The following is a 14,106-nucleotide window of genomic DNA, read 5'->3' on the forward strand; positions in this document are numbered from 1 at the left end:
CGAGGGGCTGATCGCGATGGCACTGCTCGAAGTCGAGAATTTGCAAACCCACTTCCGCACGCCCAGCGGCATCAACCGCGCGGTGGAAGGCGTGTCGTTCCATGTCAACGAGGGCGAGACGCTCGCCATCGTCGGCGAGTCCGGCTGCGGCAAGTCGGTGACCTCGATGTCGCTGATGCGGCTGATCCCGGAACCGCCGGGCAGGATCGCCGGCAGCATCCGTTTCGCGGGCAAGGACCTGCTGCAAATGTCGGATCGCGAGATGCGCGCGATCCGCGGCAACGACATCTCAATGATTTTTCAGGAGCCGATGACCAGCCTCAACCCGGTCCTGACCGTCGGGCGTCAAATCCGCGAAACGCTGATGATCCACCAGGGCCTGGACAAGCAGGCCGCGGAGGCACACGCGATCGAGATGTTGATTCTGGTCGGCATTCCCGAGCCGAAGCGCCGCGTGCGCGAATATCCGCATCAGCTTTCCGGCGGCATGCGCCAGCGCGTCATGATCGCCATTGCACTGGCCTGCAATCCAAAACTTCTCATCGCCGACGAGCCGACCACCGCGCTCGACGTGACGATCCAGGCGCAGATCCTGAAGCTGATGCTGGATCTCAAGCACCGGGTTGGCGCGGCGATCATCCTGATCACCCACGATCTCGGCGTGGTCGCCGAGATCGCCGAGCGCGTCATGGTCATGTATGCCGGCCGTAAGGTCGAGGAGGCGCCGGTGGCGGACCTGTTCCGTTCGCCGCGTCATCCGTACACGCAGGGCCTGCTCGGTGCAGTGCCGCGGCTCGGCTCGTCGCTGACCGGCACCGCGAGGCGGCTGGCAGAGATCCCCGGGCAGGTGCCTGATCTGCGCAAGCCCATCGTCGGCTGCGTCTTCGCCGGACGTTGCGCGCTCGCGACCGATCTGTGCCGGCAGTACGCGCCGGGGCTCGAAGAGAAGGGGCCACGTCACGTCGCGGCCTGCCACTATGCGGCCAAGGGAGCGGTCGCGGCATGAGTCCCCCGCTGCTCCAGGTCAACGACCTCAAGAAGCACTTCCCGGTCAAAAAGGGCCTGTTCAGCCGCAAGTCCGAATGGGTCTATGCGGTGGACGGCGTGTCGTTCGAGATCGCGCGCGGCGAGACGCTCTCGCTGGTCGGCGAGTCCGGCTGCGGCAAATCGACGGTCGGCCGTGCGATCCTGCGTCTGTTCGACATCACGGCGGGGCAGGTCATCCTCGACGGTCAGCGTATCGACGACGCCCATCCGAGCACGATGCGCCAGATGCGCCGCCGCGTGCAGGTGGTGTTCCAGGACCCGTTCTCGAGCCTCAATCCGCGCATGCGCGTGCGCGATATCCTGGCCGAGCCGATCCGCAATTTCGGCCTCGCCAAATCCGCGATCGATCTCGAGACCCGCGTGACGGCGCTGATGGATACCGTGCGCCTGCCGCGCGAGGCGCTGAACCGCAGGCCGCACGAATTCTCCGGCGGCCAGCGCCAGCGCATCGGCATCGCGCGGGCGCTCGCCGCCGAGCCCGACCTGATCGTCTGCGACGAGGCCGTCTCGGCGCTCGACGTCTCGGTCAAGGCACAGATCGTCAATCTGCTGCAGGATCTCCAGCGCGAGTTCGGCCTGGCGCTGCTGTTCATCAGCCATGACCTCGCGATCGTCGAGCACATGACCCATCGCGTCGCGGTGATGTATCTCGGCAAGATCGTCGAGGTGGCGCCGCGCTACGAGATCTTCGCCGCGCCAAAGCATCCGTACACCAAGGCGCTGCTCTCGGCCGTGCCGCTGCCCGAGCCGGGGGCCCAGCGCAATCCGATCATCCTCAAGGGAGACGTGCCGAGCCCGATCAATCCGCCGAGCGGGTGCCGCTTCCACACCCGTTGCCCATACGTGTTCGACCGCTGCCGGAGCGAAGAGCCGACATTGCGCGCGGCTGGACCCGAGCAGTGGGTGGCCTGTCATCTCGAAGATAGTGCAGCGGTGGCGAGCGGCTAGCCGTTAGGCCGGCGGCAAACCTTTCGATCGAGGCTTGGGGGCGACAATCGGGTGAGGATGGCACTCTGCTCCTGTTTTGCCCGACGAGTCAAAGACGTTTGCGACGAAGTTTCATGTGTAAAAACAACCTCATTCTACTGTGCATGGGGTTGTTTTCGCGTTTTTGTTTAGCCGCCTTCAACCTTGGCGGCGCAGGAAGCCCGTGATCGTGACCTTTTCCCAGATATCGGCCGCCGCAAACGGATCGGCTCGGTTGAAAGCCTCGACGTCGCCACGGCCCGCTGCCTCGATCAGGAACAGGCTGCCGATCATGGTCGCGCCGTCGTCGGAGACCAGCGGCCCCGACATCACAATCTTGACTCCGAAGCGCGAGGTGTCGCTCAGGAAAGCCTTGTGGGCGTCGTAATTGGCGAGCCGGGTCGGCAGCGCGCCGGCGCGGTCGAGGGCGTGAATGGCGAACAGCATGATAGTCTCCGTTTATGTCTCGTTTTCTTGGGACGGCCGCGGCTGCGGCCGTCCGGGCTTGTCGTGATGACTGCGCTTGGTTACTTGCCGCCGAGCTTGCTGGCTTCCTCGAAAGTCGGGCAGCTCCGTTGCTCCAGCGGCACGTCGAACGGCTGGTAATTGTCCTTGGTGATGACGGTTGGCTTCAGCACGATCTCGGCGATGACAGGCTGGTTGCGCAAGGAGCGGATCGCCATCATGGTGCCGAGGCAGCCTTGAAAAAATCCGTTGTAGTCGCCGCTCGCGAGCAGCTTGCCGGACTTGATCGCGTCGATCGCTTCCTTGGTGCCGTTGATGCCGATCACCTGCGCCTTGCGGTTGGCGCCGTCGAGCGCTTCGATCGCGCCGACCGCCATGGCATCGTTGGCGGCGAGCACGCCGTCGATCTGCGCGTTCGACTGCATCAGATTCTCCATCACCTGCAGCGCCTGGAGCCGCTGGTAATTGCCGGGCTGCGAGGCCAGCAGTTTTGCACCGGCATTTTCCTTCAGCGCGTCGTTGAAGCCGCGGACGCGGTCGACATTGGTCAGCGAGCCTTTGACGCCCTCGATGATGACGATGTTGCCCTTGCCGCCCAACGTCTTGAGCAGGAATCGCGCGGTCTCGAGCCCGAGGCTGTAATCGTCGGCGCCGACGAAGGACAGGAATTTGCCGCCGGCGGAACGATCGGTGATGTTGACGACGGGGATCTTGGCTTCGTTGATCTTCTCGACACCCGGTACCATCGCCTTGTAGTCGACCGGCGTGAAGACGATGGCGCTCGGCTTCTTCACCACGACGTCCTCGATCTGGCTGAGCTGCTCGGGAATGCTGTCGGGCTTGGTCGGGATGTATTGCAGCGTCTTGGCGTTCAGCGTCTTCGCCATGTTGTCCGCGCCGACCCGCACCGTCTGGAAGAACGGGTTGGTCTGGTTCTTGGTGAAGACGGCGATGGTCTCGCCGTCGGCTCGCGCTGGCGTGGTGAGCGCGGCCGCCATCAGCAGCGGCAGCGCCAAATAACCCAGTGTCTGTTTCATGTTGCCTCCATCCCTCGTTTTGCTTGTTGGTCGTTCAAGAACTCATTGCGCGCGGCGGCGGGTCTTCATGTCGAGCCAGACCGCGAGAATGACGATGATGCCGGTGACCAGCGGCTGCCAGTTGGCGCTGACCGACAAGAGGTTCATGCCGTTCAGCACCAGCGTCAGGATCAATGCGCCGATGAAGGTGCCGAACACAGTCCCGACGCCGCCGAACAGCGAGGTGCCGCCGATCAGCACGGCGGCGATCGCGGGCAGCGTCAGGCTTTCGCCGATGTCGGCCTCGGCCGAATTGAGCCGCGACAGGAAGATGATCGAGGCGAGCCCGGCCATGGTGCCCGAGACCGCGTAGACCAGCAGCAGGCGGCGCGCGACCGGAATGCCGGAGAGCCGTGCCGCGACCGGATTGGCACCGATCGCATAGATCTCCTGGCCCCAGACCGTTCGCTGCGCAAACAACGTTCCAATCCCGAGGAACACCAGCAGCAGATAAACCGGGATCGGCAAGCCGAACAGATAGCCGCTGCCGATCTGGCGAAAGCCGGCCGGGAAGCCGTGAAGGGTTTCGCCCGCCATGTACCAATAGGTGAGGCCGTTCAGCACCCAGAGCATGCCGTAGGTGGCGATGAAGGAGGGGATGCGCAGCGCAGTGACCATCACGCCGTTGAGCAGGCCAACGAGGCCGCCGCAGGCAAGCCCGGTGAGGATGCCGAGCGCCGGCGAGCCGGTCTTGTGGATCACGGTCCCGGCGATGCAGGCGGACAGCGCGACATTGGCGCCGACGGAGAGATCGAGGCCCGCGGTCAGCACCACCAGGGTCAGGCCGGAGGCGATGAAGAAGGTCAGGCTCGCCTGCCTGAGCACATTGAGGATGTTGCCGAGGCTCAGGAAGGAATCGCTGAGCACGGCGAGCACCGCACAGATCAGCAGCGCCGCGAGCAGGCGATAGAATACCTGGATCGCGTCCTGCGACAGGAACGAGCGGGGCGGCGCAATGGCGTCTTTGCTGATGTCGGTCATGCGCGGCTCCGCAGGCCGTCAAGGAAGAGGGCAACGATGACGAGGACGCCGACGCTCGCGACCTGCACCGAGGAGGGCAGCGAGATCAGGTTCAGCCCGTTGCGCAGCACGCCGACCGAGAGCACGCCGAGCAGCGTGCCGAGCAGCCAGCCATTGCCGCGCTCGAACGACGTGCCGCCGACGGCGACGGCCGCGATCGCATCGAATTCGAGACCGAGGCCCGCGGTTGGATGCCCGGAATTCATGCGCGCTGTCATCAGCAGGCCGGCGATGCCGGCCATGGCGCCGCCAATTGCATAGACCGCGATCAGCAGCTTGTTCGGTGAGAGGCCGGCGTAGCGCAGCGCCTCCGGGTTGCCGCCGAGCGCAAAGATATAGGTGCCGAAGCGGGTGTGATAGAGCAGGCTGTGAAAGGCGGCATAGGTCACCAGCGCCATCACGATCGGCACGGGCACGCCGAGCAGCGTCGCCGAATAGATGTCGCGCACACTGTGGGGGATGCCGACCACGCTCTGGCCGTCGCTGACGATCAGCGACAGGCCTTGCGCCATGCCGAGCGTACCGAGCGTCGCCACGAAGGGCGGGATGCCCACGATGGCGACCAGCCAGCCATTGGCGAAGCCGAAGGCTGTGCCGACGAGGAGTCCGGCACCTAAGCCCAGCAACATCGAGTGGGTTGCGAGCGAGACGATTGCGACGCAGAGCGAGGTCAGCGTCAGCACCGCGCCCATCGACAGGTCCAGCCCCTCGGTCATGATGATCAGTGTCATCGGCAGCGCGAGCATGGTTAGGATCGTCGACTGCACCAGCACATTGGAGAGGTTGGCAACCGACAGAAAGCCGGGCGCGATCGTGCTGAACAGCGCGATCAGCAGCACCAGCACGATGGCAACGCCGGGAACGCGCTGCAGCGGATTCGGTTGAGAGGCGACCGCGGCCTCACGCATGATGCATCCCCAGTCGCACGATGTTCTCCTCTGTCAGCTCATTGCGCGCGAGGTGCCCGGCGATGCGCCCCTCGCGCATCACATAGGCGCGGTCGCAGACGTGGCAGATCTCGACCTGTTCGGACGAGATCATCAGCGCCGCCGCGCCTTCGGCGACAAGGCGGTCGATCAGGGCGAAGATTTCGGCCTTGGCACCGATGTCGATGCCCCGGGTCGGCTCGTCGAAGATGAAGAGCTTCGAGCCGGCGGCGAGCCACTTGCCGATCACGACCTTCTGCTGATTGCCGCCCGAGAGCAGGCCGACGATCTGGCGCGCGCTGGGCGTCGCAATGCGCAGTTGTCTGATCAGGCCGTCGGCGGTGCGATGCGCGCTGCGCTGGTCGAACAGACCGCTTGGAAACAGCTTTCGCAGCGCCGACACCACCAGATTGTCGCTCACCGATCGCAGCAGCGCCAGGCCCTCGCTCTTGCGGCTCTCCGGGATCAGCGCAATGCCGCGGCGGGCAGCAAGATCAGGCTCGCCGGAGATAGTCTTGCCGTCGAAGACGATCTCGCCTGATGTCACGGGATCGGCGCCAAAGATCGCGCGTGCGACCTCGCTGCGACCGGAGCCGACCAGGCCACACAGGCCGACGATCTCGCCGCGGCGCACCTCGATGTTGATGTCCGAGATTCCTGTGGAGGCGCTCAGGCCCTTGACCTCGAGCAGAACGTCGCCGGGTTTGTCGGCAAAATTGCGCGGGTAGGTCATGTCGACGTTACGACCGACCATCATGCGGACGAGTTGGTCCGGCGTGACGTCGGCCGGGCGAGCACCGTCGATGCGACGACCGTCGCGCAGCACGGTGATGCGGTCTCCGAGCGCGAATACCTCCGCCATGCGGTGCGAGATGTAGACGATGGAGACGCCGTCGGCCTTGAGCCGCGCGATCAGCGCGAACAGCAGCTCGGTCTCGCGATCGGACAGCGCCGCGGTTGGCTCGTCCATCACGAGGATGCGCGCGTTCTGGCTGATCGCCTTGGCGATCTCGACCATCTGCTGCTGCGCCACCCCCAATTTGTCGACGATGGTGGAGGGATCGATCTCGAAGCCGATCGTGCCGAGCACGCGCGCGGCGTCGGCCAGAATCCTGCGCCGGTCGATGGTGCCGGGGATACGGCCCTTCGGCTCGCGGCCGAGGAAGATGTTCTGGGCGATATCGAGATGGGGGACGAGGGAGAATTCTTGGAAGATCACGGCGATGCCGAGCTTCTGCGCGTCCGCGGCCGAATTGATCGCGACCGGCTCGCCCTTGTAGTAGAACTCGCCGGCATCGGCGCGGTAGGCGCCGCACAGCACCTTCATCAGGCTCGACTTGCCGGCGCCGTTCTCGCCCAGCAGCATGTGGACTTCGCCGGGGAAGACGGCAAAGGACACGTTATCCAGCGCCTTGACGCCGGGAAACTCCTTGCTGATACCGCGCAGCTCCAGCAGCGGCGTGGGGGCGGCGGGCTCGACGGCCAATGCGGCGGTGCTCATGCGCGCGCTCCGCCTGCAAAGATCTTTCCGGGATTCATCAGTCCGTCAGGGTCGAGCGCGGTCTTGATTGACTTCATCACATCGACGGCCTCGCCGAGCTCATCGGTGAGATAGTCGATCTTGCCGAGCCCGATGCCGTGCTCGCCGGTGCAGGTGCCGTCCATGGCAATCGCGCGAGCGACCATGCGGGCCTGGAGCGCCTTGGCGCCCTCGACTTCTTCCGGCCTTGCCGGGTCGATCAGGATCAGCATGTGGAAATTGCCGTCGCCGACATGGCCGACGATAGGCGCCGTGAAACCGTGCTCGTCCGCATCGCGCCGGGTATCCGTGAGGCATTCCGCCAATCGCGAGATCGGCACGCAGACGTCGGTGATCACGGCACGCGCGCCGGGGCGCAGGCCCAGGCCGGCATAGAGCGTGTTGTCGCGGGCGTGCCACAGCCGGCTGCGATCCTCCTGCGCCTTGGCCCAGGCAAAGCCATGACCACGATGGTCGGCGGCAATGGCCTGTGCAGCTTCGGCCTGCTCGGCGACGGAAGTCTCGGAACCATGGAATTCGAAGAACAGGGTCGGGGCTTCGCGATAGCCGAGCTTCGCATAGGCGTTGATACCGCGCATCATGACGTTGTCGAGCAACTCGATGCGCGCCACCGGGATCGCGGACTGGATCACGGAAATCGCGGTGTCGACGGCGTCGTGCAGGGTGTCGAAGCTGCAAACCGCGGCCGAGATCGCCTGCGGCACGGGATGGACCTTCAGCGTGATCTCGGTGAGGAGTCCGAGGGTGCCCTCGGCGCCGACGAACATGCGGGTCAGGTCGTAACCGGCGGCGGACTTGCGCGCGCGCCTGGCGGTCCGGATCACGCGGCCGTCGGCCAGCACCACCTCCAGCGCCAAGACATTGTCCTTCATGGTGCCGTAGCGCACCGCCATGGTGCCGGAGGCACGCGTGGACGTCATGCCGCCGATCGAGGCGTCGGCGCCGGGATCGATCGGAAAGAAAAGTCCAGTGCCGCGCAGCTCCGCATTGAGCTGCTTTCGGGTGATGCCCGGCTGCACGACGACGTCCATGTCGCTGTCGTGCACCGCCAGCACCTTGTTCATGCGTGCGAAGTCGAAGCAGACGCCGCCCGCGACCGCAGCCGCATTGCCTTCGAGCGAGGTCCCAGCGCCGAAGGGCACGATGGGCATATTCGCGCCAGCGCACAGCTTGACGATCTCCGCGACCTCCTGCGTGGTTTCGGGAAAGACGACGATGTCGGGCGGCAGGTTGCGATAATGCGACTCGCTCTGCCCATGCTGATCGAGCACGCCACGCGCGACGCTCGCGCGCGGGCCGATCATGCCCATGAGGCGATCGGCCAATATGCTCGTGCTGACCCGCGGTCCCATCCTTGCTCCCTGTCTGCCTTGTTGTCGGACTCTTGTCTGGTCCGCGATGTTCAGCTTAAGCGGCTCTTGCGTTGCTAGCGACCTGCTTCAGGCCGAAATCATAGTTGAGGTGAAAATACTCGCTGTCCACCATGCGACCATCGGGCGCACGGCCGGGCGGGCACCGCACAAATTCGCGGATCAGGCTGTCTTTGACGCCGAACACCACGTCGGAGTCGAGATACTGGTCGCCGGCGACGAACACGTGGGTCACGAGTTGCTCGAAGCCGGGCGCCGAGATCATGAAATGCACGTGTGCCGGGCGCCAGGGATGGCGGCCCTGGACCTCCAGCATGTCGCCGACGGTACCGTCATGCGGGATCGGATAGGCGGCCGGCTTGATCGACCAGAAATTGAAGCGGCCATTCTGGTCGGTGTGGAAGCGCGCCCGCATCGCAAGATCGCCGATCTTGTCGAGCTGCTGGACGTCGTAATAGCCATCATCGTCGGAATGCCAGACGTCCACGACAGCGCCGGCAAGCGGCCGTCCGTCGACGGTCGACACCGAGCCGGTGACGAGCATCGGATCGCCTTCCATCGGGCCGGAGATGTCAGCGCCGTTGTCTTTCTCGGGCGACGCCTGCACGAAGAACGGACCGAGCACCGTGGTCTCGGTCGCGCCTTCCGGCACCGGATGGTTGATGGCGTCGACCAGCATGGAGACGCCAAGCGCGTCCGACAGCAGGATGAATTCCTGGCGCTTGTCGTCGCACATGTGGCCGGTGCGGATCAGGAAGTCGATGCCGTATTCCCATTCCTTCTGGGTGGGTCGCACCTCGCGGACGAAGGCATGGAGGTGGCGCACCAGCGCTTCGCTGACTTGCTTGATGCGCGGATCGGTTGCGCCCGCGATCCGCTCCAGCACTGCGTCCGTGATCGTGTTCTCGTTGAAATTGCGCATGGATGTCTCCGCGATCAGAGTTTGGGCTCGCCAAGCCCGGACAGACGTTCCAGATGCTTGACGGTCGCGATGAAGTCGGCCTCGCCGTCGCCCTGTGCGACCAGCGAGCCATAGGTTTCGCGCACTTGCGCCGCGAGCTGCAGAGGCACGCCGACGGCGTGGCCGGCGCCGAGGATCAGGTCGAGATCCTTGGCCATCTGCCTGCAGGAGAAGGTCGAGTCGAAATCGCGGCTGCGCAGCGGCGCGGTCTTGTACTTCACCATCGGTGAGGCGACTGCGCTGTCGTCGAGAACTTTCAGAATGTCCTGCCAGCCGATGCCGCCCTTGCGCGCCAGCGCCAGGCTCTCCGCCATCATGGCGGCCGACACAGCGATCATCAGATTGACCGCAAGCTTGGCATATCGCGCTTCCTCGCCGGGCCCGAGATAGGTCTGGGCGCGGGTGAAGGCGGCGAGCAGCGGCTTTGCCTTTTCGTAGGCGTCCTTCGGGCCCGAGACGAAGCAGCTCAGCGCGCCGGTGTGGACGATGCTGGCGTTGCCGGAGACCGGCGCCCGCAGGTAGAGGACACCGCGCGCCTGGGCGGCGGCGTCGACCTCTGCGGAGGCGTCGACGCTCACGGTGCTGGTCTCGATCAGGACAGATCCAGCAGCCATCGCGGCGATGAGGCCGGTAGGGCCGAGCAATGCGCCGCGCAAGGCCACGTCATCGGGCAGGGACGTGACGATCGCGGCCTTGCCGTCCACGGCTTCGGCCGGCGAAGCGGCAGTCGAAATGCCTTGCGCGCGCGCCTCGTCGAGCCGTGCGGCACTACGGTCGAACGCGGTCACGGCGTAACCAGCCTTGGCGACGAGCACCGACATCGGCAGGCCCATCTTGCCGATCCCGATGAAAGCGATGTTCTTTGGCGTATCAGTCATTGTTGTTGTCCTTGACGCCATCAGGCGGAATGTCCCTGTCGTTCGATGTCGTGCACCAGCCGCCGGCCTGATTGCAGGAGCAGTTCCTTCTTCGCCTCCAGGCCGTCGGCCAGCAGCCGTCCATTCCGCTTCTTCCACACGCCGCCGATCATCACGGCCTCAATATTCGCAAGGCTGGTCTGCATCACCACGGTGGAGACGGGATCGTGCACAGGTACGAGGTTGAGATCGCTGGCATTGATGATGACGAGGTCGGCGAGCTTGCCCGGCGTCAGCGAGCCGATCTGGCCTTCGCGACCGAGCATGCGGGCGCCTTCCGTCGTGATCCAGCGCAGCGCCTCGCGGACGGGGATCGTGGTCGTCGCCGGAATGGTGCCGCTGGCCTTGCGCGATTCCGCGTTGTCCAGTGCTCGCTGCATCGAGAGCGCAACGCGCGCGGCGGAGAAGAGGTCGCCGGCCAGCACGGATTCCAGATCGATGCCGATGGTCGGCCGCACGCCGCGCTTGAGCAGCCGTCCGGTGATTGGAAAGCCGTGGCCCTGGATCATCTCGTTCTCCGGCGTCACCGAGAAGGAGACGCCGAGATCGACCATCCGGTCCAGCAGTGCGTCAGGCAGGTCGTTGCCATGGACGATGTTGGTGCCGGCGCCGACGAGACCCGCCTCGATCAGCTTCTCCCAGCCACCGGGCGTCTTGGCGGGACCGCCGCCCTGATGCATGGATGCGATCAGCTTGAGCTCGCGTGCCATGCCGAAATCGTGCATGGCGACGTCCAGCGTCGAATAATGCGGGCCGAGGATCGCGAGCCCAAGCGTGACCAGGCCGTCGCGGTCGGCGAGGGGCCCCGCCAGCAGTCGCTCGACCTCACGGCGTGGATGCGGGATCTCCGAGAAATGCGGCTCGCCCGATTTGGGCTCGGGCTTTGGCGAGCCGTGGAAGAAGGCCGCGCGAATACCGCTCTCGATCAGGCCGCGCACGGCGGCGTTGGTATGATCGGGCGTCGGATTGTTGTGGCACCAGTCGACCAGCGTCGTGGTGCCTTGGTTGATCTGGTTCAGCGCACCCACCAAGGTCGCGATATAAATGTCCTCGGGCCTGAAGACCGTAGCGAGCCCGGCATGCATGTGGCGGAAATATTCCAGCAGCGTCCAGTTGGCGGCATAGCCGCGCAGGCCCGTCTGCCAAGTGTGCATATGGGCGTTGATCAGGCCGGGGATGACGATGCGGCCGGTACCGTCCACGATCTCGGTCTCGGCCGCACTGCCGCCGACGTCGATCGATGGACGCACGTCAACGATGCGGCTGCCCTCGATCAGCACGTCGCCGATGTCGAAGTCGCCGATCGTGTCATCCATGCTGATGATCGTGGCGGATTTGATCAGCGTGCGCCGCATCGCTTCAAGCCACCGCTTTGCCGGTGACAGGCGGCTCACCGGCCCAGGCGCGCGCGATCAGGTCGCGGATGGCGTCGCGTTCGAGCGGGCGCGGGTTCCAATAGGCGTTGGTGACCGCGAGATCCGCGGCCTTGTCGATGCCGCTTTCGGGCATGCCGATGTCGCGCAATGCGACCTTCGCACCCAGCCGCTTCGCTAGCTCGAAAAGCCCCTGCGATGCATCGGCGGCGCCGATGGCGCGGGAGATCCGCGCCATCGCGTCGGGCACGGCCGGCGCGTTGTAGGCCAGCGCGTGCGGCAGCACGATGGTGTGGGTCTCGGCATGCGGCAGGTCAAAGGTGCCGCCGAGCGTGTGGCAGAGCTTGTGATGCAGCGCCATGCCGACGGTGCCGAGGCAGACGCCGCACAGCCAGGCGCCATAGAGCGCTGCGGTGCGAGCCTCGCGATCGTCGCCCTTCGCGGCGATGGCGGGCAGCGCACGTGCCAACGCGCGAATGCCGTCTTCCGCCATCAGCGACGTGACGGGATTGGTGTCGCGCGCGTAGAGCGCCTCGACCGCATGCGCGATCGCGTTGATGCCTGATGTCGCGGCCAGGCTCGCCGGCAAAGTCAACGTGAGGTCGACATCGTAGATCACCGTCTCCGGCAGGATGGCGGCATCGCGCACAGTGGTCTTAAGTCCGTTCTCGGTCTGGCCGACGATCGGCGTCATCTCGGAGCCGGCATAGGTGGTGGGAATGCAGAGCTGGTTGATTCCTGTGCGCAAGGCGAGCGCCTTGCCGAGGCCGGTCGTGGATCCGCCACCGAGGGAAATGACGCAGTCGGCCTCGCACGCCTTCATCGCCGCGAGCGCCCGCTCCGTGACCTCGACCGGCGTGTGCATGGTCGCGCCCGGAAAAATGCCGGCGTAGAGCGAACCGAGCGCCGCGCCCAAGCTCTTGCCTTGCGCCTCCTGCTGGGGCGTCGTCAGCACCAGCGCGCGCTTGCCGCCGAGCCGCTCGACCTCGGCCTTGGCGCTAGCCAATGTTCCGCTGCCGAACACGACGCGGCAGGGCAGGTTTTCAAAGGTGAACGTACCGATCATGCGCCGGTCTCTTTGATGGGATAATCGACCTGGAAGCGCCCGATCCGCAAGTCGCCCAGCGCCTCGCGCACGCGCAAATGTTCCGGGTGGGTGGCGTAGGCCTGGAGCGCAGCGTGGTCGGTGAATTCGGAGAACAGAACGACGTCGCAGGCGTAGTCGACATCACTGACGTCGAGACCGACTTCGATATGGGTGAGGCCGTCGATCCGGCCGCGCAAGCCCTCGAACAGGGTCTTGACCTTGACCCGGGCGGCGGCCCGCTCCGCGGGCGTCTCCCCGCGCAGCCGCCACATCACGATGTGCCTGATCCGGCCCGACATTTCCCTGTTTCCTCGCCTGCTATCCTGCTTGTGTTTTCTCCATTTTGACTTGCGGGATGTGGAAATAAAGCTCAATAATCGCAAGTCTCTTTTCCTGTTTGCGAAAAAATGGACCGCCTGCTCCAATTGGAAGTGTTCGCCAAGACGGCCGAGCTCGGCAGCATGTCCAAAGCTGCCGAAGCCCTGCGCATGTCGAATGCTGCCGCGAGCCGCCATCTCAGCGCGCTCGAGGAGCGCCTTGCGGTCCGGCTGATCGAGCGCAACACCCGTCGGCTGTGGTTGACGGAGGCGGGGCAGGTACTGCTGGAGCGCTCGAGCCGGGTTTTGAGCGAGCTGGCGGAAGCCGAGGACATCGTCAGCGATCGCGCGCTGTCGCCGCAAGGCACGCTGCGGGTCACGAGCTCGCTGTCCTTTGCGGTGATCTATCTGGCGCCGATGCTGCCGGCCTTCCGCGCGCGCTATCCGAAGCTCAACATGCAGATCACCACCGCCAACCGCTACTCCGATTTCATCGAGGCCGGCATCGACGTGGCGATCAGGACACGCGAGCAGGAGCCGGATTCGAACATTATCGTCCGCCGCATCGGCCAGATGCGGCGGGTGCTCGCTGCTGCGCCGTCCTATCTCGCAAGCTGCGGCGAGCCGGAGCAGCCGGTCGATCTCGCGCGCCATAACATGCTGGTCTATAATCTCGCCAACGATCCCTATTCGCTGCGCCTGCGCAAAGGCAACGGCGCGCAGACTGTCCGCATCACGCCGACGCTCGACAGCAATGACGGCCAGGTCATCCGCGGCGCAGCACTGGCGGGGCTCGGCATCCTCATCCAGCCGCTCTATATCGTGCAAAGCGACATCGCGGCGGGCCGTCTCGTCCCGGTTTTGATGGACTGGGAGCTGCCGCTGCTGACGATGAACATCGCCTACCAGAACCGTGCCGGATTGCCCGCCAAGATCAGGGTCTTTTCCGACTTCCTGGTCACCCATATCCGCGAGCATTCGCAGCCGGGGATCTGGATCGACGCGGCGAAGTGAGCGACATTTTCGAATTCAGCCACCGCG

14 protein-coding genes are annotated in these 14,106 nt (G+C 65.2%); 3 read left to right on the top strand and 11 right to left on the bottom strand.

Annotation, left to right across the window (positions count from 1 at the left end; translation table 11 throughout):
* Window positions 1-16 precede the first annotated feature (16 nt).
* Window positions 17-1,006 (top strand): ABC transporter ATP-binding protein, encoded by a 990-nt coding sequence (locus IVB48_RS36480; protein ID WP_027517118.1) that lies wholly within the window; start codon window positions 17-19, stop codon window positions 1,004-1,006.
* Window positions 1,003-1,995: an oligopeptide/dipeptide ABC transporter ATP-binding protein gene (locus tag IVB48_RS36485; RefSeq protein WP_027569270.1), complete on the top strand. Its 993-nt coding sequence runs from the start codon at window positions 1,003-1,005 to the stop codon at window positions 1,993-1,995. The genes IVB48_RS36480 and IVB48_RS36485 overlap by 4 nt, the downstream gene beginning before the upstream one ends.
* Window positions 1,996-2,172: 177 nt before the next feature.
* Here the strand turns inward: IVB48_RS36485 and IVB48_RS36490 are convergent, their stop codons facing one another.
* The 11 genes from IVB48_RS36490 to IVB48_RS36540 all read right to left on the bottom strand — a co-directional run bounded on the left by IVB48_RS36490 (window position 2,173) and on the right by IVB48_RS36540 (window position 13,047).
* On the bottom strand, window positions 2,173-2,460 hold the full coding sequence (locus IVB48_RS36490; protein ID WP_247359720.1) for a YciI family protein: 288 nt from the start codon (window positions 2,458-2,460) through the stop codon (window positions 2,173-2,175).
* 80 nt (window positions 2,461-2,540) lie between these two features.
* The gene (locus tag IVB48_RS36495) at window positions 2,541-3,515 is read right to left on the bottom strand and encodes a sugar ABC transporter substrate-binding protein (protein ID WP_247407870.1); all 975 of its coding nucleotides are present in this window, start codon (window positions 3,513-3,515) and stop codon (window positions 2,541-2,543) included.
* 42 nt (window positions 3,516-3,557) lie between these two features.
* Window positions 3,558-4,535: an ABC transporter permease gene (locus IVB48_RS36500; RefSeq protein ID WP_247407871.1), complete on the bottom strand. Its 978-nt coding sequence runs from the start codon at window positions 4,533-4,535 to the stop codon at window positions 3,558-3,560.
* Entirely contained in the window at window positions 4,532-5,482 is a 951-nt protein-coding gene (locus tag IVB48_RS36505) for an ABC transporter permease (RefSeq protein WP_247407872.1), read from the bottom strand. The genes IVB48_RS36500 and IVB48_RS36505 overlap by 4 nt, the downstream gene beginning before the upstream one ends.
* On the bottom strand, window positions 5,475-7,001 hold the full coding sequence (locus tag IVB48_RS36510; protein ID WP_247407873.1) for a sugar ABC transporter ATP-binding protein: 1,527 nt from the start codon (window positions 6,999-7,001) through the stop codon (window positions 5,475-5,477). Before IVB48_RS36510 ends, IVB48_RS36505 begins: the two co-directional genes overlap by 8 nt.
* Window positions 6,998-8,392, bottom strand: a complete 1,395-nt coding sequence (locus IVB48_RS36515) for an FAD-linked oxidase C-terminal domain-containing protein (protein ID WP_247407874.1) — start codon at window positions 8,390-8,392, stop codon at window positions 6,998-7,000. The genes IVB48_RS36510 and IVB48_RS36515 overlap by 4 nt, the downstream gene beginning before the upstream one ends.
* A gap of 55 nt (window positions 8,393-8,447) precedes the next feature.
* Window positions 8,448-9,332, bottom strand: a complete 885-nt coding sequence (locus IVB48_RS36520; RefSeq protein ID WP_247407875.1) for an intradiol ring-cleavage dioxygenase — start codon at window positions 9,330-9,332, stop codon at window positions 8,448-8,450.
* A 14-nt stretch (window positions 9,333-9,346) separates the two neighbouring features.
* Complete coding sequence (locus IVB48_RS36525; RefSeq protein WP_247407876.1) at window positions 9,347-10,249, bottom strand: NAD(P)-dependent oxidoreductase; 903 nt, start codon at window positions 10,247-10,249, stop codon at window positions 9,347-9,349.
* Window positions 10,250-10,269: 20 nt separating this feature from the next.
* On the bottom strand, window positions 10,270-11,643 hold the full coding sequence (locus tag IVB48_RS36530) for an amidohydrolase family protein (RefSeq protein WP_247407878.1): 1,374 nt from the start codon (window positions 11,641-11,643) through the stop codon (window positions 10,270-10,272).
* 4 nt (window positions 11,644-11,647) lie between these two features.
* Window positions 11,648-12,727, bottom strand: a complete 1,080-nt coding sequence (locus IVB48_RS36535; protein ID WP_247407880.1) for a maleylacetate reductase — start codon at window positions 12,725-12,727, stop codon at window positions 11,648-11,650.
* Entirely contained in the window at window positions 12,724-13,047 is a 324-nt protein-coding gene (locus IVB48_RS36540; RefSeq protein WP_247407882.1) for a Dabb family protein, read from the bottom strand. The genes IVB48_RS36535 and IVB48_RS36540 overlap by 4 nt, the downstream gene beginning before the upstream one ends.
* 108 nt (window positions 13,048-13,155) lie before the next feature.
* Between IVB48_RS36540 and IVB48_RS36545 the strand changes: the two genes are divergently transcribed.
* Complete coding sequence (locus IVB48_RS36545; RefSeq protein ID WP_027569281.1) at window positions 13,156-14,079, top strand: LysR family transcriptional regulator; 924 nt, start codon at window positions 13,156-13,158, stop codon at window positions 14,077-14,079.
* Window positions 14,080-14,106 lie beyond the last annotated feature (27 nt).

Origin of the sequence: Bradyrhizobium sp. 76, from assembly GCF_023073025.1 — a bacterium.
GTDB lineage: Bacteria > Pseudomonadota > Alphaproteobacteria > Rhizobiales > Xanthobacteraceae > Bradyrhizobium.

Excerpts from the sequence above, each read along its gene's own strand:
- IVB48_RS36500 (WP_247407871.1), bottom strand. The coding sequence starts at position 4,535 with ATGACCGACATCAGCAAAGACGCCATTGCGCCGCCCCGCTCGTTCCTG.
- IVB48_RS36485 (WP_027569270.1), top strand. The coding sequence starts at position 1,003 with ATGAGTCCCCCGCTGCTCCAGGTCAACGACCTCAAGAAGCACTTCCCG.
- IVB48_RS36505 (WP_247407872.1), bottom strand. The coding sequence starts at position 5,482 with ATGCGTGAGGCCGCGGTCGCCTCTCAACCGAATCCGCTGCAGCGCGTT.
- IVB48_RS36535 (WP_247407880.1), bottom strand. The coding sequence starts at position 12,727 with ATGATCGGTACGTTCACCTTTGAAAACCTGCCCTGCCGCGTCGTGTTC.
- IVB48_RS36480 (WP_027517118.1), top strand. The coding sequence starts at position 17 with ATGGCACTGCTCGAAGTCGAGAATTTGCAAACCCACTTCCGCACGCCC.
- IVB48_RS36510 (WP_247407873.1), bottom strand. The coding sequence starts at position 7,001 with ATGAGCACCGCCGCATTGGCCGTCGAGCCCGCCGCCCCCACGCCGCTG.
- IVB48_RS36525 (WP_247407876.1), bottom strand. The coding sequence starts at position 10,249 with ATGACTGATACGCCAAAGAACATCGCTTTCATCGGGATCGGCAAGATG.
- IVB48_RS36495 (WP_247407870.1), bottom strand. The coding sequence starts at position 3,515 with ATGAAACAGACACTGGGTTATTTGGCGCTGCCGCTGCTGATGGCGGCC.
- IVB48_RS36520 (WP_247407875.1), bottom strand. The coding sequence starts at position 9,332 with ATGCGCAATTTCAACGAGAACACGATCACGGACGCAGTGCTGGAGCGG.
- IVB48_RS36540 (WP_247407882.1), bottom strand. The coding sequence starts at position 13,047 with ATGTCGGGCCGGATCAGGCACATCGTGATGTGGCGGCTGCGCGGGGAG.
- IVB48_RS36545 (WP_027569281.1), top strand. The coding sequence starts at position 13,156 with ATGGACCGCCTGCTCCAATTGGAAGTGTTCGCCAAGACGGCCGAGCTC.
- IVB48_RS36530 (WP_247407878.1), bottom strand. The coding sequence starts at position 11,643 with ATGCGGCGCACGCTGATCAAATCCGCCACGATCATCAGCATGGATGAC.
- IVB48_RS36490 (WP_247359720.1), bottom strand. The coding sequence starts at position 2,460 with ATGCTGTTCGCCATTCACGCCCTCGACCGCGCCGGCGCGCTGCCGACC.
- IVB48_RS36515 (WP_247407874.1), bottom strand. The coding sequence starts at position 8,392 with ATGGGACCGCGGGTCAGCACGAGCATATTGGCCGATCGCCTCATGGGC.